The sequence below is a fragment of the Nonomuraea sp. NPDC051191 genome, from assembly GCF_044455665.1.
Lineage (GTDB): Bacteria > Actinomycetota > Actinomycetes > Streptosporangiales > Streptosporangiaceae > Nonomuraea.
The window spans coordinates 20574-41079 of the sequence record NZ_JBITEZ010000024.1; the positions used below are offsets into that span (position 1 = coordinate 20574).

At 70.7% G+C, this 20506-nt stretch carries 16 protein-coding genes; 11 read left to right on the top strand and 5 right to left on the bottom strand.

The window, feature by feature from the left end:
• Positions 1-145 precede the first annotated feature (145 nt).
• The 5 genes from ACIA8R_RS46375 to ACIA8R_RS46395 all read left to right on the top strand — a co-directional run bounded on the left by ACIA8R_RS46375 (position 146) and on the right by ACIA8R_RS46395 (position 6137).
• Positions 146-1144 carry an ABC transporter permease gene (locus ACIA8R_RS46375; RefSeq protein WP_397044263.1) on the top strand — a complete coding sequence of 333 codons (999 nt, stop codon included), beginning with the start codon at positions 146-148 and terminating at the stop codon, positions 1142-1144.
• Between the two features lie 63 nt (positions 1145-1207).
• Positions 1208-2977 carry an ABC transporter substrate-binding protein gene (locus ACIA8R_RS46380; RefSeq protein ID WP_357706980.1) on the top strand — a complete coding sequence of 590 codons (1770 nt, stop codon included), beginning with the start codon at positions 1208-1210 and terminating at the stop codon, positions 2975-2977.
• 93 nt (positions 2978-3070) lie between these two features.
• On the top strand, positions 3071-4084 hold the full coding sequence (locus ACIA8R_RS46385; protein WP_357706979.1) for an ABC transporter permease: 1014 nt from the start codon (positions 3071-3073) through the stop codon (positions 4082-4084).
• A complete protein-coding gene (locus ACIA8R_RS46390) occupies positions 4081-5109 on the top strand; it encodes an ABC transporter ATP-binding protein (RefSeq protein WP_357706978.1) in 1029 nt (342 codons plus the stop codon). The genes ACIA8R_RS46385 and ACIA8R_RS46390 overlap by 4 nt, the downstream gene beginning before the upstream one ends.
• Positions 5106-6137 (top strand): dipeptide ABC transporter ATP-binding protein, encoded by a 1032-nt coding sequence (locus ACIA8R_RS46395; protein ID WP_357706977.1) that lies wholly within the window; start codon positions 5106-5108, stop codon positions 6135-6137. Before ACIA8R_RS46390 ends, ACIA8R_RS46395 begins: the two co-directional genes overlap by 4 nt.
• 56 nt (positions 6138-6193) lie before the next feature.
• On the opposite strand, the gene ACIA8R_RS46400 is transcribed toward ACIA8R_RS46395, so the two are convergent.
• From ACIA8R_RS46400 to ACIA8R_RS46410, 3 genes are all read right to left on the bottom strand, one after another.
• Positions 6194-6877, bottom strand: a complete 684-nt coding sequence (locus tag ACIA8R_RS46400) for a response regulator transcription factor (RefSeq protein ID WP_364095590.1) — start codon at positions 6875-6877, stop codon at positions 6194-6196.
• Positions 6874-8049, bottom strand: coding sequence for a sensor histidine kinase (locus ACIA8R_RS46405; protein ID WP_357706974.1), 1176 nt, complete (start codon positions 8047-8049; stop codon positions 6874-6876). The genes ACIA8R_RS46400 and ACIA8R_RS46405 overlap by 4 nt, the downstream gene beginning before the upstream one ends.
• Positions 8050-8121: 72 nt before the next feature.
• A complete protein-coding gene (locus tag ACIA8R_RS46410; RefSeq protein WP_357706972.1) occupies positions 8122-8982 on the bottom strand; it encodes a RecB family exonuclease in 861 nt (286 codons plus the stop codon).
• 116 nt (positions 8983-9098) lie between these two features.
• On the opposite strand from ACIA8R_RS46410, the gene ACIA8R_RS46415 reads away from it, so the two are divergent.
• Both ACIA8R_RS46415 and ACIA8R_RS46420 read left to right on the top strand, forming a co-directional pair.
• The gene (locus ACIA8R_RS46415) at positions 9099-10235 is read left to right on the top strand and encodes a site-2 protease family protein (protein ID WP_357706970.1); all 1137 of its coding nucleotides are present in this window, start codon (positions 9099-9101) and stop codon (positions 10233-10235) included.
• 317 nt (positions 10236-10552) lie between these two features.
• Positions 10553-12100, top strand: a complete 1548-nt coding sequence (locus ACIA8R_RS46420; protein WP_397044267.1) for an FHA domain-containing protein — start codon at positions 10553-10555, stop codon at positions 12098-12100.
• Between the two features lie 246 nt (positions 12101-12346).
• On the opposite strand, the gene ACIA8R_RS46425 is transcribed toward ACIA8R_RS46420, so the two are convergent.
• Positions 12347-12844: a hypothetical protein gene (locus ACIA8R_RS46425; RefSeq protein ID WP_397044269.1), complete on the bottom strand. Its 498-nt coding sequence runs from the start codon at positions 12842-12844 to the stop codon at positions 12347-12349.
• A 161-nt stretch (positions 12845-13005) separates the two neighbouring features.
• Positions 13006-14097: a GNAT family N-acetyltransferase gene (locus tag ACIA8R_RS46430; RefSeq protein ID WP_397044271.1), complete on the bottom strand. Its 1092-nt coding sequence runs from the start codon at positions 14095-14097 to the stop codon at positions 13006-13008.
• Between the two features lie 55 nt (positions 14098-14152).
• Here ACIA8R_RS46430 and ACIA8R_RS46435 point away from each other — a divergent pair, with 55 nt between their 5' ends.
• The 4 genes from ACIA8R_RS46435 (at position 14153) to ACIA8R_RS46450 (ending at position 20473) form a co-directional block, all read left to right on the top strand.
• Positions 14153-15004: a tRNA (adenine-N1)-methyltransferase gene (locus ACIA8R_RS46435; RefSeq protein WP_357706966.1), complete on the top strand. Its 852-nt coding sequence runs from the start codon at positions 14153-14155 to the stop codon at positions 15002-15004.
• A gap of 204 nt (positions 15005-15208) precedes the next feature.
• Entirely contained in the window at positions 15209-16972 is a 1764-nt protein-coding gene (gene arc / locus ACIA8R_RS46440) for a proteasome ATPase (RefSeq protein ID WP_357706964.1), read from the top strand.
• A gap of 170 nt (positions 16973-17142) precedes the next feature.
• Positions 17143-19401 carry a carbamoyltransferase HypF gene (gene hypF, locus ACIA8R_RS46445; protein WP_397044273.1) on the top strand — a complete coding sequence of 753 codons (2259 nt, stop codon included), beginning with the start codon at positions 17143-17145 and terminating at the stop codon, positions 19399-19401.
• A 52-nt stretch (positions 19402-19453) separates the two neighbouring features.
• On the top strand, positions 19454-20473 hold the full coding sequence (locus ACIA8R_RS46450; protein ID WP_397044275.1) for a pyridoxal-phosphate dependent enzyme: 1020 nt from the start codon (positions 19454-19456) through the stop codon (positions 20471-20473).
• The last annotated feature ends 33 nt before the right edge of the window (positions 20474-20506 follow it).

A 20506-nucleotide genomic window follows, 5' to 3' on the forward strand; every position in this document is an offset into this window, starting at 1 on the left:
GCTGAGGGACTGGTCATACCAGCTCAGGCCATAGATTCTGCCTCCTGGGGCCGCGACTGCGCGGACTCGCCTTGCACGGGCGCACTACCCTGACCGGGTCGCGCCGACACGGACGACGTCGTCTGGAATCCAGGGGGCCACTGGCATGACCGCACCGCTCGATGTTCCTGGCTCGGCCGTCGAGGCCGGGCCGGAGACCGTTCTTGAGGGGGCGGAGTCTTCAGTCATCCGGGGGCGTTCCCTCGGGCAGATCGCCTGGATGCGCCTCAAGCGCGACCGCATCGCGATGATCGGCGGCATCGTCATCGTCCTGCTGATCCTCGTGGCGATCTTCGCGCCGCTGCTGGTGTCGTGGCTCGGTCACGACCCGGCCGAATGGCACCGGGAGAAGATCGACCCGGCGATCCAGGCTCCGATCGGCGCCTTCGGCGGCATGAGCTGGGACTTCCTGTTCGGTGTCGAGCCCACCACGGGCCGCGACCTGTTCAGCCGGATCCTGTACGGCGCCCGCATCTCCCTGCTGATCGCGTTCTTCGCGACTCTGCTGTGCGTGGTGCTCGGCACGGTGATGGGGATGATCGCCGGCTTCTTCGGCGGCTGGGTCGACACCGTCATCTCCCGTCTCATGGACATCTTCCTCGCCTTCCCGCTGCTGGTGTTCGCGCTGGCGCTGGCGGGCGTCATTCCCGACAAGGCGTTCGGCATGTCGGGCGACACCCTCAGGATCAGCCTGCTGGTCTTCATCATCGGCTTCTTCAACTGGCCCTACATCGGGCGCATCATCCGGGGCCAGACGCTCTCCCTGCGCGAGCGGGAGTTCGTCGACGCCTCAAGAAGCCTGGGCGCGCGCAGCCACACGATCCTGTTCAAGGAGATCCTGCCCAACCTGCTCGCGCCGATCCTCGTGTACTCGACGCTGCTGATCCCGTCGAACATCCTGTTCGAGGCCGCACTCTCCTTCCTCGGCGTGGGCGTGCGGCCGCCGACCCCCACGTGGGGAGGCATGCTGGCTGAGGCGGTCCACAACTACGACGTGGCGCCCAACTTCATGATCTTCCCCGGCCTCGCGATCTTCATCACCGTGCTGGCGTTCAACCTGCTCGGTGACGGCCTCAGGGACGCGTTCGATCCCAAGGCCCGATAAGGCCTCGTGAGTAGTTATCCGCAAGTTCTCTCAACTCCTAGATTCAAGGGGTGTGTCAGGTCGATGAAGATGAGATCTAAGGCGTCGGCGATCGCGGTGACCGCCGCTCTCGCCGTGGTCGTCTCCGCGTGTGGCGGCGGCGGTGGCGGCAGCAAGAACACCAGCGGTTCGGGCAGCGACGACAAGCCGTCCAGCAAGTACAACGCGGGCGTGACGGCGGTCATCAACCCGTCGGAGAAGGCCGGCGGCACGCTCCACATGGGCATGCCCGGCGACTTCGACTCGGTCGACCCGGGCGACATGTACTACGGCTACGCCTGGAACTTCGCCCGCCTCTACACGCGCGCGCTGACCATGTTCAAGCCGGTCCCCGGCGAGGAGGGCCTGCAGCTCGTCGGCGACCTGGCCGAGGGCCTGGGCACGCCGAGCGACGGCGGCAAGACCTGGACGTACAAGCTGCGCAAGGGCGTCAAGTTCGAGGACGGCACCCCGGTGACCGCCAAGGACGTCAAGTACGGCGTGGCGCGCTCGCTGGACAAGGACATCCTGCCCAGCGGCCCGACGTACTTCAACGACTGGCTCGACCTCGGCGGCTACACCGGCCCGTACAAGATGAAGGGCAAGCTCGACGACCTCAAGGCGATCGAGACGCCCGACGACCAGACGATCGTCTTCCACCTGAAGAAGGCGTACGGCGGTTTCGACTACTTCGCCATGCTCCCGCAGACGGCCCCCGTGCCCGAGGCCAAGGACACCGGCTCGAAGTACAAGGAGCACCCGGTCGCGACCGGCCCGTACATGTTCAAGGCGCACGAGCTCACCAAGCGCATCGAGCTCGTCAAGAACCCGAACTGGGACGCGGCGACCGACCCCAACCGCAAGCAGCTCAACGACTCCATCGAGGTGCTGCTCGGCCAGAACGAGGACGACCTCGACCAGCGCCTGCTCTCCGGCAAGATCGACGTCAAGGTCAACAGCACCGGTGTGGCGGCCAACGCCCGCAAGACGGTCCTGACGGACGAGAAGGTCAAGCAGTACGCCGACTCGGCCCCGATCGACCGCACCTGGTTCACCAACATCAACGGTGACGTGCCGCCGTTCGACAACATCCACTGCCGCAAGGCCGTGCAGTACGCGACCGACCGCTCGGCCATCCAGGGCGCCTACGGCGGTCCGGACGCCGGTGGCGACGTGGCACTCAGCCTCATGCCGGCCAAGATGACCGGCTACCAGAAGATCGACCCCTACGGCGTCGAGGCCAACCCGACCGGTGACGTCGCCAAGGCCAAGGAGGAGCTGGCGGCCTGTGGCCAGCCCAACGGCTTCAGCACCACCATCTCCTTCCGCAACGAGCGCTCCGCCGAGAAGCAGACCGCCGAGGCGCTGCAGCAGTCGCTCGGCCGCGTGGGCATCAAGCTGGAGCTCAAGGGCTTCCCGCAGGGTGACTACTTCAAGCTCTACGCCGGCAAGCCCGACTTCGCCAAGAAGAACGGCCTGGGCCTCATGGTCTACGGCTGGGGCGCCGACTACCCCGAGGGCTTCGGCTTCTTCCAGCAGATCGTCGACAGCCGGGTCATCCGTCCCGCCGGTAACACCAACCTCGGCGTGAAGGACCCCAAGATCGACGAGCTGATCGACCAGGCCGCGGGCGAGACCGACGCGACCAAGCGCAACGCCATCTGGGCCGCGGTCGACAAGGAAGTCATGGAGTCGTCGTACATCCTTCCCTACGTCTGGGCGCACGGCCTGTTCTACCGGCCGCCGCAGCTGAAGAACGTCTTCGTCTCCCAGAACTGGGGCATGTACGAGTTCCTCACGCTGAGCACCCAGTAGCAACGGCGCATACTGCCGGAACGTCACGTACCGAAAGCAGGTGAAGGCTTCGGCGGCCGGGCCCACAAGGCCCGGCCGCCATGGCCGAGATCAGTGTTCACATACATTCTCAGACGGTTGATAGCGGCCGTCATGCTGCTCTTCGTGGTGAGCATCGCGACGTTCGCCATCTTCTTCCTCGTGCCTCGGCTCGCTGGGATGTCCGCTGACGACCTGGCCTCCCGGTACGTGGGCAAGGCGGCCAACGCCGAGGTGATCCACGACACGGCTGTGCGCCTCGGCTTCTACGACCCGATCATGGTCCAGTACGGACGTTTCGTGCAGGGCATCTTCGTCGGCGTCGACCGCAACTACGGCCCCGGCATCGAGCACTGCCCGGCGCCCTGCTTCGGCTACAGCTACGTCAGCCAGAACCCGGTCCTGCCCGACCTGCTCAACCGCCTGCCGATCACGTTGTCGCTGGCGCTCGGCGCGGCCGTGGTGTGGGTCATCTTCGGCGTGGCCACCGGCGTGCTGTCGGCGCTGCGCCGCGGCAGCTTCTTCGACCGCCTGTCCATGGGCATCGCGCTGGCCGGCGTCTCGCTGCCGATCTTCTTCACCGGCATCGTCTCCCTGGCCATCTTCCGCGACCAGCTCGGACTGGTGGGCGACGTGGCCGACTGGGTGCCGATCAGCGAAGACCCGCTCACCTGGGCCAACAACCTCATGCTGCCCTGGGTGACGCTCGCCTTCCTGTACGCCGCCGGCTACGCCCGGCTCACCCGGGCGGGCATGCTGGAGACCATGTCGGAGGACTACATCCGCACGGCCAGGGCCAAGGGCCTGGCGGAGCGGAAGGTGGTGCTCAAACACGGGCTGCGGGCCACGCTCACCCCCGTGCTCACCATGTTCGGCCTCGACCTGGGGCTGCTGCTCGGCGGCGCCGTCCTGACCGAGAGCACCTTCTCGCTGCCCGGCATCGGCAAGTACGCCGTCGACGCCATCAGCAACAACGACCTTCCCCAGGTGATGGGCGTCACGATCGTCGCGGCGGCCTTCATCATCCTGGCCAACCTGATCGTCGACCTGCTCTACGCGGTCGTTGACCCGAGAGTGAGGCTGGCGTGAGTCCCTTTCTCGACGTCAAGGACCTGAAGATCCACTTCCCGACCGACGACGGCCTGGTCAGGTCCGTCGACGGTCTGACCTTCAGCCTCGAACGCGGCAAGACGCTCGGCATCGTCGGCGAGTCCGGCTCGGGCAAGTCGGTCACCAGCCTCGGCATCCTCGGTCTGCACAAGGGCAAGGGCGCCAACGTCTCCGGCGAGATCTGGCTCGACGGCGAGGAGCTCGTCGGCGCCTCGCAGGAGCACGTGCGCGGGCTGCGCGGCAAGAAGATGGCGATGATCTTCCAGGATCCGCTGTCGGCGATGCACCCGTTCTACACGGTCGGCGACCAGATCATCGAGGCGTACCGGATCCACCACAAGGTGTCCAAGGCCGTCGCCAAGAAGCACGCCGTCGACATGCTGGGCCGCGTGGGCATCCCCGAGCCGCACAGCCGGGTCGACTCCTACCCGCACGAGTTCTCCGGCGGCATGCGCCAGCGCGCCATGATTGCCATGGCGCTGTCGTGCGACCCCGAACTGCTCATCGCCGACGAGCCGACCACCGCGCTCGACGTGACCGTGCAGGCCCAGATCCTCGACCTCATGGTCGACCTGCAGCGCGAGTTCAACTCCGCGCTGATCATCATCACCCACGACCTGGGCGTGGTGGCCGAGCTGTCCGACGACATCCTGGTCATGTACGGCGGCAAGTGCATCGAGTACGGCACCGCCGACGACATCTTCTACCGTCCCGAGCACCCCTACACATGGGGTCTACTGGGATCGATGCCCCGCCTCGACCGCGAGCCCACCGAACGGCTGCTGCCGATCAAGGGGTCGCCGCCGTCCCTCATCAACGTGCCTCCGGGCTGCGCCTTCCACCCCCGCTGTCCCTACGCCGAGCGCACCGGGGACAAGGCCAGGAGCGAGGTGCCCGGCCTGATCGAGACCGAGGGCGGCCACCTGGTGCGCTGCCACATGAGCAGGACGGAGCGGCGGGAGCTGTGGGAGAACGAGATCAAGCCAGTGCTGGAGAGCCAGTGAGCGAGACGGTGACCGCGAACGAGCCGCTTCTTTCCGTCCAAGGGCTGGAGAAGCACTTCCCGGTGACGAAGGGCCTGCTCAAGCGGCAGGTCGGCGCCGTCAAGGCGGTCGACGGGGTCAGCTTCGACGTCTTCAAGGGCGAGACGCTCGGCCTGGTGGGGGAGTCCGGCTGCGGCAAGTCCACCACCGGCCGCCTGGTCACCAGGCTGCTGGAGCCGACCGGCGGCAAGATCGTCTTTGAGGGCCAGGACATCACGCACATGGGGCAGGGCAGGCTCAGGCCGCTCCGCCGCGACATGCAGATGATCTTCCAGGACCCGTTCTCGTCGCTGAACCCCCGCCACACCGTCGGCACGATCGTCGGTGCGCCGTTCCGCATCCAGGGCGTGCAGACCGAGAACGGCGTCAAGAAGGCGGTCCAGGACATCCTCGCCCTGGTCGGCCTCAACCCCGAGCACTACAACCGCTATCCGCACGAGTTCTCCGGCGGCCAGCGGCAGCGCATCGGCATCGCCCGCACGCTCGCGCTCAAGCCCAAGCTCATCATCGCCGACGAGCCGGTCTCCGCGCTCGACGTGTCCATCCAGGCCCAGGTCGTCAACCTGCTGGAGGACCTGCAGAACGAGCTCGACCTGACCTACGTCGTGATCGCCCACGACCTGTCGGTGGTGCGCCACATCAGCGACCGGGTCGCGGTCATGTACCTGGGCAAGATCGTCGAGATCGCCGACCGCAAGAGCCTCTACAGCTCGCCGATGCACCCCTACACCAACGCCCTGCTGTCGGCCGTGCCGGTGCCCGACCCCAAGGCGCGCAAGGAACGCGAGCGCATCAGGCTCACCGGCGACGTGCCCAGCCCGCTCAACCCGCCGCCCGCCTGCCGCTTCCACACCCGCTGCTGGAAGGCGCAGGAGATCTGCAAGACGGTCGAGCCGCCCCTGGAGACCATGGCCGGCGGCCACCGCGTGGCCTGCCACTTCCCGGAGAACGCGCCCGCCGCCGCGACCGCCGCGGCGACCCAGGCCTGACCGCCTGACGGGGGCCTACCGCCCCTGGCCGCCGCCCTCCAGCCGGGGCGGCGGCCTCAGGACAGCGTGCCGGGCGTGATCAGCCCGGTCTCGTACGCCAGCACCACGGCCTGCACCCGGTCGCGCAGCCCCAGCTTGGTCAGCACGTTGCCCACGTGCGTCTTGACCGTCGTCTCGCTCACCACGAGCTTGGCCGCGATCTCCGCGTTGGACATGCCCTTGGCGATCAGCCGCAGCACCTCCAGCTCCCGCTCGGTCAGCCGGTCGAGCCGGGCCGGCGTGGCCTGCTCGTAGGCCGAGGGCAACCGCCTGGAGAACCGGTCGAGCAGCCGCCTGGTCACGCTCGGCGCCACGATCGCGTCGCCGGCCGCCACCACCCGGATCGCCTGCACCAGCTCGTCGGGCGGCACGTCCTTCAGCAGGAACCCCGACGCCCCCGACCGCAGCGCCTCCACGATGTACTCGTCGAGGTCGAACGTGGTCAGCACCAGCACCTTCGGCACGTGCGCCGTCGGCGCGGCCTCCCGCACGATCCTGCGGGTGGCCTCGATGCCGTCGACGCCCGGCATGCGGATGTCCATGAGCACCACGTCGGGCAGCAGCGCCCTGGTCTGCTCCATCGCGGCCTTGCCGTCGCCGGCCTGGCCGACCACGGTGATGTCGGACTCGGCCTCCAAGATCAGCCGGAATCCCGTGCGCAGCAGCGGCTGGTCGTCCACCAGCAGCACTCTGATCGTCATTGGCCGTCCTTCAACGGGAAGCTCGCCCGCACCTCGAAACCGCCCCCCGGTCGCGGACCGATGTTCAGAATTCCACCATAGAGTGCGACCCGCTCGCGAATGCCGACCAGTCCGTGGCCCGGCCGGTCGGTCGCCGGCGCGGTGCCCATGCCGTCGTCCTCGACGCGTACGTCCAGGCCGGTGGGGGCGTGGCGGACGGTGACCACCGCCTCGGCCCCGGCCCCCGCGTGCCGCAGGCTGTTCGTCAGCCCCTCCTGGACCAGCCGGTAGGCGGCCAGGTCGACCCCGGCGGGCAGCGGCCGCGGCTCGCCCTCCACGCGCAGCAGCGTGGGCAGCCCCGCCTCGCGCATCTGCTCCACCAGCCCGGGCAGGTCGCCCACGCCCGGCTGCGGCCCCAGCTCGGCCCGCGCGTCGGTACGCAGCACGCCCACGATGTTGCGCATCTCCGTCATCGCCAGCCGCCCGGTGTTCTCGATCGCCGACAGCGCCTCCCGCGCCAGGTCGGGATCGGCGGAAAGCACCCGCCGCGCCGCGGCCGCCTGCACCGTCATCACGCTCACGTGGTGGGCCACCACGTCGTGCAGCTCGCGGGCGATGCGCGAACGCTCCTCGGCCCGCGCGGCCCGCGTGTCGGCCGCGTGGGCCCGCTCCAGCCTGGACGCCCGGTCGCGCAGCTCCTCCAGGTACGCCCGCCGCAGCCGCAGGCTCCTGCCCGCCCCCCAGACCGCCAGCAGCACCACGATCGCCACCACATGCTCACTCGGGCCCGGCAGCGTGACCGGCCCGGCCAGCGCCCCCACCGTGTACGTCAGCAGCGAGACCAGCAGACCGCCCAGCGCCACCGCCAGCCCCCGGTTGGAGGCCACCGAGTACAGCAGCACCAGCCCGGACACCCCCGACGCACCGGCGCCGTAACCCAGGGAGGTCAGCAGCGTCTCGGGCACCAGGCCCGCGCACAGCGCCGCCAGCGGCCAGCGCCTGCGCACCGCGATCGGCGCGGCGGCCAGCACCAGCAGCGCCGCCCCGAGCCCGTCGGGCGCGCGCATGCCCTCGGGCGCCAGCTCCGGCGGCTGCAGGCGCTCGGGCCCGTAGAGGAGGAAGAGCGTCACCGAGGCCGCGGCCACCACCACGGCCAGGGCCGTGTCGTGGAACAGGGGTCGGTCGATCCGCACCGCTTCACTGTAGGCCCAGGTGAGAGCCTGGAACTCCTCCCTCGGGAGGATAAGGGGCGGCCTGTCGGAGGGCTACAGCTCGTCGGTGGCCGCGCGCCGGTTGCTGCGCACGGTGTCGCCGGGCTGACGGTCGGGCACCGGCGGAGGGGTGCCGCCGAACTCGGGGCACAGCGCCTGATGGTCGCACCAGTCGCACAACTTGCTGCGGCGCGCCCGCCACTCGCCGGTCTCCAGGGCCCGCTCGATCGCCGTCCACAGCGCCATGACCTTGCGCTCGGTGGCCAGCAGGTCGGCCTCGTCGGGGGCGTAGCGCAGCACCTCGCCGCGCCCGCCCAGGTAGACCAGCTGCAGCAGCCGGGGCACCTCCCCGCGCAGCCGCCACAGCACCAGCGCGTAGAACTTCATCTGGAACAGCGCCTTGGCCTCGAAGTCGGGGCCGGGCGCGCTGCCCGTCTTGTAGTCGACCACCCGGACCTCGCCGGTGGGCGCCACGTCGAGCCGGTCGACGTAGCCCCGCAGCATCAGGCCGCCCTCCAGCACCGCCTGCACGTAGAGCTCGCGCTCGGCCGGCTCCAGCCGGGTCGGGTCCTCCAGGGTGAAGTAGCGCTCCAGCATCGCCCGCGCCTGCGCCAGCCACTCGGCCTGCTCGGCGTCGTCGGCGAACATGCGCGCATATTGCTCGTCGTCCTCCAGCAGCCGCTGCCACTGCGGCTCCAGCAGCTCCAGTGCCGCCTGTACCGAGCGGCGCGGCGCCGGCAGGTCGTAGAGCCGCTCCAGCACGGCGTGCACCACGGTGCCGCGCACGGCCGCGGGGGAGGGTTTCTCGGGCAGCTGGTCGATGACCCGGAACCGGTAGAGCAGGGGACAGGTCATGAAATCGCCTGCCCGGGACGGGGAGAGAGCTCCGATGATCACCGGTTCGGTCAACGTCATGCACCGCACTCTAGGTCAAGAGCCCGACAGAATAACCCTCGCCGGGACGAGGAACACGTGATCGGGCGCGTAGCATCGAGGCAGCAACAGCACGTAATGGACGTACGAGGAGTGCGGTGAGCGAGCAGAGCCCGCGTCAGGAGTTCCCCGGCCTTCGGATGGGGCGTCCCTTCGGCATCCCGGTGTACGTCTCCTGGACGTGGTTCATCGTCGCCGGCTTCATCACCGTCATGTTCGGCCCCCGCATGCGCGACATGCTGCCCGAGCTGGACAGCACCGTCGCCTACGCGGTGGCCTTCGTCTTCGCCGTGCTGCTCTACGTCTCGGTGCTGCTGCACGAGCTGGCCCACAGCGTGCTGGCCAAGATGTTCGGCCTGCCGGTGCGCCGGATCACCCTCTACTTCCTCGGCGGCGTGTCCGAGATCGAGAAGGAGCCGCCCACGCCGGGCAAGGAGTTCCTGGTCGCCGCCGCCGGGCCTGGGCTGTCGCTGGGCCTGGCGGGCCTGGGCCTGCTCGCCGACACGTACCTGATCAACGACGGCGGCATCGCCGAGGTGCTCATCTGGCAGTTGTGGGTGGCCAACCTCATCGTCGGCGTGTTCAACCTGCTGCCCGGCCTGCCTCTCGACGGCGGCCGCATGCTGCGCGCGGGCGTCTGGAAGCTGACGAAGAACCCCGGCTCCGGCACGGTCGTGGCCGCCTGGGGCGGGCGCGTGCTGGCCGTGCTCCTGGTCGTCCTGCCGTTCGCGACGTCGATGACGAGCGGGCAGGGGTTCGACCCGGTCGAGCTGCTGTGGCCGGTGGTGCTGGCCTCCTTCATCTGGATGGGCGCCACCCAGTCGCTGCGCGTGGCCCGCATCCGCGCCCGCATCCCGCAGGTCAACGCGCGGGCGCTGGCCCGCAGGGCGATCCCGGTGGCGGGCGAGACGCCGCTGGCCGAGGCGCTGCGGCAGGCCACCGAGCAGCGCGCGGGCGCCCTGGTCGTGGTCGACCACGACGGACGGCCGGTCGCCATCGTCAACGAGGCGGCCGTCCAGGCCACCCCCGAGCACCGGCGGCCGTGGGTCGACGTGGCCTCGCTGGCCAAGGCGATCGAACCCACCATGGTGCTCGCCGCCGACCTGACCGGCGAACCGCTCATCGACGCCATGCGCTCGGCCCCCGCCGGCGAGTACCTGCTGGTGGAGCACGGTGGCGAGATCTACGGCGTGCTCGCCACCGCCGACGTCAACCGCGTCTTCACCGGGGTCTGACATGCCCCGCGTGTTTGCGGCTAAGGTCTTGTCCGGCCACTTCCCGTAGCCCGGCGATTTCGATGCCAGGACGGCAGGCCGATAGTCTTCTGTTTGGCCGAACTTGCACAGTTGACGGGTTGGTCGTGGTCCACCGGTTCACCGAATCGAGACGCCTGGGCCGCGACACGGGCACGTCGCCTGGGTATGCGTATGGCTGGTGGCCGGCACGGCAGTGCGGGTGCCGTAATATCGCCGGCTTCCGGGGAGGAGAGTTGAGTGACCGAGCGCAGCGAGGGCACCGATGAGCGCAGCACGGTCGTCATGAGGGAGGGCGCATGAGCGGCCAGGGCTTCGGAGTGGTGCGTCCCCTTCCCGGTGACGGGCTCGTCGCCTACGTCGGCGGGTTGTTGCTGGTGTGCGACGCGGGCGAGACGGCCGCCGACGGCCTGATCGAGGCGCTGCGCGACACCGCCGCCTCCGGCGGCGACGGCCGGGCGCTGGCCCGCCGCGCGGCGCAGGTGCTGGCCGCCAACATGGCGGGCGACCCGGTCACGTGCGCGGTCGCCGGTCCCGTCGGCGGCGGCGTGGCGGTGCTGGTCAGCGGCTCCGCGTCCGCCTCGGTCAGCACCTCGGGCGGCGAGACGCGCCTGGCCGGCAGCGACTCGCTGACCTGGGCCGACCGGCTGATCAGCGGCCCGGTCGAGCGCGTCGAGCTCACCCTGCCCGGTGCCGGCGCCGCGCATCCCGCGGTCGGCTTCGAGGGCGGCGTCGTCCACGGCGGCGGCCTGATCGGCGACCTCACCGACCAGCCGGTGCACGTACGTCCCCAGGCGCAGGCGCCCGACCGGTCCAGGCCGCTCACCAGCGAGCTGCCCAACACGGGCCTGCACATGGAGCCCGACCTGGCCCCGCCGGTCGAGCCGCCGGTCGAGCGACCGGTCGAGCGGCCTCCCTACCCGCTGGCCGACCAGCCGCCGCTCGTCCAGCAGGGCCCGCCCTCGGGCGCGCAGGCCGGCGTCCCGCACCCCGGCCCCCCGTCCGGCCCCCACTCCGGCCCTCCGTCGCTGGACCAGCCGCCGTTCGGGCACGACCAGCCGCCCTTCGGTCAGGACCAGTCGCCCTTCGGTCAGGACCAGTCGCCGTTCGGCCACGAGCAGCCTCCCTACCTCCCGCCCCAGGACCAGCCTCCCTACCTGCCCCCGCAGGAGCAGTCCCACCCCGAGCCCCCGCAGCAGTTCCCCTCCTACGACGACCTGCCGCCGGCCGGCAGCGGCATGGCCGACCACCAGCAGCAGCACCTGGGCCCGCCCGACCACTTCGACCAGCCGGCCCCGCCCGTGCTGGGCCCGCCGGAGCACTTCGACCACCCGGGGCCGCCGCCGCAGGAGCAGCAGGGCGACCACGGTGACCGTCCGCTGGTCTACGGGGTCGACTGCAAGAACGACCACTTCAACGACCCCAGGGTGCCCTACTGCGCCGTCTGCGGCATCGCCCTGGTGCAGCGGACGCTGGTGCCGTACAAGGGGCCGCGGCCCTCGCTCGGGGTGCTCATCCTCGACGACGGCACGGCGCTGCCGCTGGAGAGCGACTACCTGCTGGGCCGTGATCCCGAGCGCGCGCCCGAGGTGGCGGGCGGCTCGGCCAGGCCGGCCAAGGTCACCAGCCCCGACGGCTCGGTCTCGCGCCGCCACCTGCGGGTGGCCCTCGACGGCTGGGACGTCAACCTGGTCGACCTGGGCTCGGTCAACGGCACCCAGATCCAGCCGCCCGGCGACCCCAACTTCTACGACATCCCGCCCAACGAGCCGGTCACGATCGCGCCCGGCACGACGGTCCGGGTGGGCGTCTCCCGCACCCTGCGTTTCGAGGCCCACCGGGGCTGACCGAAGGGCTGATCGAGGGGCTGATCGAGGTCCCGTCCGCCCGCATTCCCTCGCCGGGAGTGCGGGCGTTCGTGTGCCGGGAAGCCGTTGCTGGAATTGCTTGGATAATGCCTGATATTTCCCGTCTGAATGCGAAATATCGGGACCGGAGAACGCATTTCCTGCGAACGCTGCGTGACGTTTCCGGAAAAGTCCGGACTTGATCGGCGGCCCTCTCGGAAAGCGGGATCCGGGCCGTCCAAAGGGTCAGCCGGGCCGGAAGGTCCGTACGCCGCGGAACAGCCGCACGGCCGTCTCCAGCCCGCGCGCGCCCTCCACCGCCCGCCCCGCCGCCGTCGCGAACCGGCCCAGCAGGTGCTCGTCCCCCTCCTGGAACCCCCGTCCCGCCACCCACACGAACGTGTGGTCGCGCACCTGCGCCGGCACCGGGACGGCCAGGAACCCCGGCTCGCCCATCGTCTCGTCCCGGGCCAGCCGCAGGGCCTCCTCCACGACGGCCAGCTCCTTCAGCACCCCCGACTCCGTCAGCCACCGCCGCACCCGCAGCGGGTCACCCGGCGGCGCGTGGACGTGCACCGGACGGGCCTCCCGCCGCAGCACGTCCACGTGGACGAACCCCGCGTACGCGGTGCCCGCCACGACGGCCGCGGCGCGCGCGAGCCGATCGATCACGTCGGCGACCTCCAGGCAGGAGAACGCGGAGATGAGGTCACGCATGGCGATATCGACACGGTTGTTTGGCATCGCGGTGATTCCCTCGGGTAGAGGGGGAAGAGATCGCGCGGCCCGGTCACGCGAAACTCCGAACGGTGCCCCGGAGTATCACCCTCGACGCGGCTCTTGACTACCCCTCAACAGGAAATTGCGATTTTTCCGCATTTAGGAGGTCAGGCCGGCCGAGCCCTTCACGACGACCGCAGCCGCACCCACTCCACGTCGTCCGCCCGCGTGCCGTCCGGCTTCGGGAACAGCTCCCGGTGCAGGCTCTCCCTGCTGAAACCGGCGCGCTCCAGCACCGCGTGCGAGGCCGTGTTCACCACGTCGGTGCCCGCCACGATCCGGTGCAGGGACGTGCGCGCGAACGCCCAGTCGACCAGCAGCCGCACCGCGCGGGTCATGAACCCCCTGCCGCGGAAGGCCGGCACCAGCGAGTAGCCGATCATGGCCTGCCCGAGCACGGGGGCGACCTGCATGAGCTGGAGGTGCCCGGCGAAGGCGCCGGTGGCCGCGTCCCTGATCGCCAGCTCGATCCGCTGGCCGGTGGCCCACCAGTAGCCGGTGCAGCGGCAGCGCTGCTCGTCCTCCGCCAGGGAGGCCGGCGGGGTCAGGGAGTAGGCCGTCACGCTCGGGTCGCACATCATCCGGTGGTACTCGGCGGCGTCGTCCACCGAGAGCGGCACGAGCCGCACCACGCCGTCGTTCAGCTCGCCGCCGTCGAAGAAGGGCAGGTACGGCTCGTCGGCCGGCGCCGGCTCCCCGGCGATCCTGGCGAAGGACACCAGGTCGGCCCACCGCCCGTCGCGCAGCCGCCTGGCCCTGCGCCGGCGGCCCTCCTCGCGGAACCCGGCCCTGAGCGCGACCTTGAGGCTCGCCACGTTCTCCACCTCGGCCTGCAGCTCGACCCGGTGCACCCCCTGGTCGGCCAGCCAGTCGGCGACCGCCCTGGCGGCCCGGGCGGCCACGCCCCTGCCACGCGCCCAGGGCGCCACCACGTAGCCGATCTCGGCCGTGCCCCAGCGGTCGGGCGGGCGGACCCCGATCGCGCCGCAGTAGCGGCCGTCCTCGGTGACGGCCCACTCCGCGCCGCCCGACTCCCACTTGTCCTCGGCGTACTTCAGGTAGGCGAGGGCGTCCTCGGCCCGGTACGGCGAGGGCAGCAGCGGCAGATGCCGGGCGGTGACGGGATCGTCCATCGTGCGCGCGACGGCCTCGGCGTCGGGCTCGGCGGGCATTCGCAGGATCAGGGGGCCGGTGGAGATCACGTCGCGCGGGAGCATCCCCCATAGATACCGTGCGTCCGGACGCGGGAGAAACCCATATAACCTTGCCACCATGGGTTTCCGCAGGCATGGGCCGTTCCAGGCAGGGGATCAGGTGCAGCTCACCGACCCCAAGAACAAGCGCCACACGATCACGCTCAAGCAGGACGGCGTCTTCCACACGCACAAGGGCGCCATCCCGCACAGCGACCTGATCGGGCAGCCTGAAGGCTCCGTCGTGCGGTCCTCCGGCGGCACCGCCTACCTCGCCTTCCGCCACCTCCTGCAGGACTACACGCTCGCGATGCCGCGCGGCGCGGCCGTCATCTACCCCAAGGACGCCTCGATGATCGTCGGCATGGCCGACGTCTTCCCCGGCGCCCGGGTGATCGAGGCCGGCGTCGGCTCCGGCGCCCTGACCTGCTTCCTGCTGCGCGCCGTCGGCCCCGAGGGCCACGTGACCTCCTACGAGCGCCGCGAGGAGTTCGCCGAGGTGGCCCGCAAGAACGTGGAGAAGTTCTTCGGCGGCCCCATGGACGACAACTGGCGCCTGGCCCTCGGCGACCTGGTCTCCTCGATCGACGAGACCGACGTCGACCGCGTCATCCTCGACATGCTCGCCCCCTGGGAGTGCGTCGACGCCGCCGCCAAGGCCCTCACCCCCGGCGGGGTCATCTGCTGCTACGTCGCCACGACGACCCAGATGTCCAAGACCGTGGAGGCCATTCGCGATCACGGGTGTTTCACCGAGCCTCATGCGTGGGAGACCCTGGTTCGCGACTGGCATGTCGAAGGGCTCGCGGTTCGTCCCGATCATCGGATGATCGGCCACACCGGCTTCCTCGTCAGCGCCCGTCGCATGGCAGACGGAGTGACGCCGCCACCGCGACGCCGCCGACCGAAGGGAACCACCGAGGAACTATGACAATTTGGCCACGAGGGTGCGTTGGTGCGTGACACGGGAACAGATCGCCGTGTTCATATGCTGGGAGTATTAAACGCACCATTGGGGATTATTCACCGAATACTGCATGTCACTCGACGAACACTGCCCGGCCAGGTTACGGAGGGGCCCGAGATAGGTAAGGTCCTTAGTAGTCGCCCTCGACTGGGAAGGAGGTGACGGGGCGTGGCAGCTCGCGATGATGCTGAGGCTCGAGCCGCGCAGCGCGAACGGGAGGTCGCTGATCTTTCAACACAGGTCTCCTTCCTGCAGGAGGAGATCACCGCGCTGAGGCGGAAGCTGGCCGAGTCACCCCGTCAGGCCAGAGTCCTCGAAGAGCGTCTCCATGAGGCACAGGCGAATCTCGCGGCCGTGACCGGCCAGAACGAGCGCCTGGTGGCCACACTCAAGGAGGCCAGGGACCAGATCGTCGCTCTCAAGGAGGAGGTCGACCGGCTGGCGCAGCCGCCGTCCGGCTTCGGCACCTTCCTTGAAGCCCGAGAAGACGGCACGATCGAGGTGTTCACCGGAGGGCGCAAGCTCCGGGTGAACGTCAGCCCCGCCGTCGACGTCGACTCGCTGAGGCGTGGCCAGGAGGTCATGCTCAACGAAGCGCTCAACGTGGTCGAGGCACTCGGCTACGAAGAGGTCGGCGAGATCGTCATGCTCAAGGAACTGCTGGACGAGGGCAAGCGGGCCCTGGTCATCTCGCACGCCGACGAGGAGCGCGTCGTACGACTGGCCGACTCGCTGGTCGGCCAGCCCATCAGGGCCGGTGACTCGCTCCTGCTCGAACCCCGCTCCGGCTACGTCTACGAGCGCATACCCAAGTCCGAAGTCGAAGAGCTCGTCCTCGAGGAGGTCCCCGACATCTCCTACGAGGAGATCGGCGGGCTCATGCGGCAGATCGAGCAGATCAGGGACGCCATCGAGCTGCCCTACCTGCACGCCGACCTGTTCCGCGAGCACAAGCTCCGTCCCCCGAAGGGCGTGCTGCTCTACGGCCCGCCCGGCTGCGGCAAGACGCTCATCGCCAAGGCGGTCGCCAACTCGCTGGCCAAGCAGGTCGCCGAGAAGACCGGCCAGTCGGGCAAGAGCTTCTTCCTCAACATCAAGGGCCCGGAGCTGCTCAACAAGTACGTCGGCGAGACCGAGCGGCACATCCGCCTCGTCTTCCAGCGGGCTCGTGAGAAGGCCTCCGAGGGCACCCCGGTGATCGTGTTCTTCGACGAGATGGACTCGATCTTCCGCACCCGAGGCTCCGGCGTCTCCTCCGACGTGGAGAACACCATCGTCCCTCAGCTGCTGTCGGAGATCGACGGCGTCGAGGGCCTGGAGAACGTCATCGTGATCGGCGCCTCCAACCGCGAGGACATGATCGACCCCGCGATCCTGCGGCCCGGCCGCCTGGACGTGAAGATCAAGATCGAGCGGCCCGACGCCGAGGCGGCCAAGGACATCTTCTCCAAGTACCTGCTGGCCGAGCTTCCCCTGCACCCCGACGATCTGTCCGAGCACGGCGACTCTCGCGAGGCGACCATCCACGGCATGATCCAGAGTGTGGTCGAGCGCATGTACACCGAGAGCGAGGAGAACCGCTTCCTCGAGGTGACCTACGCCAACGGTGACAAGGAAGTCCTCTACTTCAAGGACTTCAACTCGGGCGCGATGATCCAGAACATCGTCGACCGGGGCAAGAAGATGGCCATCAAGCAGTTCCTGGAGAGCGGCCAGAAGGGTCTGCGGGTGCAGCACCTGCTCACCGCCTGCGTCGACGAGTTCTCCGAGAACGAAGACCTGCCCAACACCACCAACCCCGACGACTGGGCCCGCATCTCCGGCAAGAAGGGCGAGCGGATCGTCTACATCCGCACGCTGGTCTCCGGCAAGCAGGGCACCGAGGCCGGCCGTTCGATCGACACGGTCGCCAACACCGGCCAGTACCTGTAGGGAAGCAGCTGGAAAGGGCCGCGCGGCCGACCGCGCGGCCCTTTCCATGTCCGCTGTGCGCCCACTGGGGGCTCGCCGGGGCCCGACGTGGGGCGCCTGCCGTCAGAAGGGGCGCGCGACACGCGTCATCCGCCGTACAAGCAGGCTCGATGAGGCGCACACTGGGGCCTGTGACAGTCCGCAAACGGGTGGACGTCCGCGTCGAAGGCGTCGTCCAGGGCGTGGGCTTCCGCCCCTTCGTGTATTCGCTGGCCAGCAGACTCGGCCTGGCCGGGCGTGTGCGCAACGACGTCGAGGGGGTGTTCATCGAGGTCGAGGGCGCCTTGGCGGGGGTCGAGGAGTTCCTGACCGCGCTGGAGCGCGACGCGCCGGCCCTGTCGGAGATCGAGAGCGTCACCGTCGTCAGCGGCGCGCCCGCGGGCCACCGGGGCTTCACCATCACCGCCGGCGACCCGGCCGGCCCGCGCCGCGCCCTCGTCCCGGCCGACCTCGCCACCTGCGACGACTGCCTGCGTGAGCTGGCCGACCCGGCCGGTCGCCGCCACCGCTACCCGTTCGTCGCCTGCGCCAACTGCGGGCCGCGCTTCACCGTCGTGCGCGGCGTGCCCTTCGACCGGCTGCTGACCACCATGGCCGGGTTCGCGATGTGCGCCGACTGCTCGGCCGAGTACCACGACCCCGGCGACCGCCACTTCCGCGCCGAGCCCACCTGCTGCCCGGCCTGCGGCCCGTCCCTGCGCCTGCTGGACGCGCGCGGCGCCGACCTGTGCGGCGACCCGATCGCCGCCTGCGCGAGCCTGCTGCGGGCCGGCCGCGTCGTCGCCGTCAAGGGCCTGGGCGGCTTCCACCTGGCCGTGCCCGCCGCCCACCAGGAGGCCGCCGCGGCCCTGCGGGCCCGCAAGCACCGCGCGGAGAAGCCGTTCGCCGTCATGGTCGCCGACCTCGACCAGGCCCGCCGCCTGTGCGCGGTCGACGGGCAGGCCGCCGAACTGCTCACCGGCCGCGCCCGCCCGGTCGTGCTGCTGCCCCGGCTGCCCGGCGCGCCGGTCGCCGACGCGGTCGCGCCCGGCAGGCGCGACCTCGGCCTGATGCTGCCCTACACGCCGCTGCACCACCTGCTGCTCCGGGAGCTGGCCGAGCCCATGGTGCTGACCGGCGGCAACGTCTGCGACGAGCCCATCGCCCACGAGGACGCCGACGCCGTCACCCGGCTCGGCGGCATCGCCGACGCCTTCCTCGTGCACGACCGGGCCATCCACGTGCGCGCCGACGACTCCGTGCTGCGCCCGTGGTCCGGCGGGCACACCGTGCTGCGCCGCGCCCGCGGCCACGCGCCCGAGCCGCTCACGCTGCGCCGTCCCGCGCCCCGCCCGGTGCTGGCCTGCGGCGCCGAGCTGGGCAGCACCTTCTGCCTGGTACGCGGCCGGCGCGCGTTCCTGTCCCAGCACCTCGGCGACCTGGACGACCAGGAGACCCTGCGCTCCTTCGTCGAGGGCATCGACCACTTCTGCGGCCTGTTCGACATCCGCCCCGAGGTCGTCGCCCACGACCTCGACCCCGGCTACCTGTCCACCAGGCACGCCTTGGAGCTGACCGGCGTCGAGCTCGTCGGCGTCCAGCATCACCACGCCCACATCGCCTCCTGCCTGGCCGACAACGGCGAGACGGGCCCGGTGATCGGGGTGGCGCTCGACGGGCCCGCCCACGGCCTCGACGGCACGCTGTGGGGCGGCGAGTTCCTACGCGCCGACCTGGCCTCCTGCACCCGGCTCGGCCACCTGGCCCTGGTCCCGATGCCCGGCGGCGCGGCCGCGGTCCGCCAGCCGTGGCGCATGGCCGCCGCCTACCTGCGCGACGAGCACCCGGGCCTGGACGTCGTCCGCCGCAACGCCGCCCACTGGCCCGACGTGCTCGCCCGGACCCGTACCGGGGTGGGCGCGCCCATGACCTCCAGCGCCGGCCCGCTGTTCGACGCCGTCTCGGCGCTGCTCGGCATCCGCGACACCGTCACCTACGAGGGGCAGGCGGCCGCCGAGCTCGAACAGCGCGCCGACCCCGCCGAGACCGGCTCGTACGCGGCCACCATCACCGAGGGCGACCTGCTCGTCGTGCACGCCGCCGACCTCGTACGGGCCGCCGCCGCCGACGTCGCCGCCGGGATCGGCCCCGGCACGATCGCGGGCCGCTTCCACAACGGCGTGGCCGACGCCGTCGTACGCTGCTGCGTCATGCTGAGGGACGGCACGGGCCTGAACACCACGGCGCTGTCGGGCGCCGTCCTGCAGAACGCGCTGCTGCTCGAACGGACCGTCGAGCGCCTGCGCGCGGCCGGGTTCCGGGTGCTCACCCACACCCGGGTGCCGCCCGGCGACGGCGGGCTCAGCCTCGGCCAGGCCGCCGTGGCCGCCGCCCGCGACCGCTCCACGTGACACCCGCCCAGGTGCCGGGGAACGACGCCCGGCCCGTCCTAGCATGGCGATCATGCACTTCTTCAACCCCGGCCGCACGCCCTCCACCGAACGCGACCGCGAGCTGATCGGCGTCGGGCACGCCCGGCAGGCCCGCGCGCACTTCGCCCGGCACCCGGCCTACCGGCCCACGCCCGTGCACACCCTGACCGACCTGGCCGGGGCGGGCACCGTGCACGTCAAGGACGAGAGCGGCCGCATGGGCCTGGGCAGCTTCAAGGCGCTCGGCGGGGCCTACGCCGTGCACCGGCTGTCCGAACGCGACGGCGGCGGCACCACGTACGTCTGCGCCAGCGCCGGCAACCACGGCATCTCGGTCGCGGCCGGGGCCAGGGAGCTCGGCGCGCGCTGCGTCGTCTACCTCAGCCACCAGGTCCCCGAGCCGTTCGCGCACCGGCTGCGCGCCCTGGACGCCGACGTCGTCCGCGAGGGCGACGACTACGACGCGAGCCTGGCCGCCGCCCTGCACGCCTCCCAGGAGCACGGCTGGCGCCTGGTCGCCGACACCTCCTGGGAGGGCTACCACGACATCCCGCTGGACGTCATGCGCGGCTACACCGTCCTGTTCGACGAGATCGAGATCCCGCCGACGCACGTGTTCGTGCAGGCCGGGGTCGGCGGGCTGGCAGCCGCCGCGGCCGGGTACACGCGCGACCGGTGGGGCGAGCTGCCCAGGATCGTCGTGGTCGAGCCCGACGGCGCGCCCTGCCTGCTGGAGAGCGCCCGCGCGGGCGAGCCGGTGCACTCGGCCGGCACGCCGACCCGGCTGGGCAGGCTCGACTGCCTCGAACCGTCCCTGATCGCCTTCGACCTGCTGCGCCGTCAGGCCGACCTGTTCGTCACCGTGGCCGACGAGCAGGCCGCCGAGGCCGCCGCCCTGCTGGCCGGGCGCGGGGTGGCGCTGTCCGAGTGCGGCGCGGCGGGGGCCGCCGGGCTGCTCGCCCTCGACCCGGGCACCCGCGAGGCGATCGCTCTGGGCCCCGCCTCACGCGTGTTGCTGGTGGGAACAGAGGGACCTGTGGAACCAAAGTGATCACAGGGTCGTCAAAAGGGCGTGCACCAACCT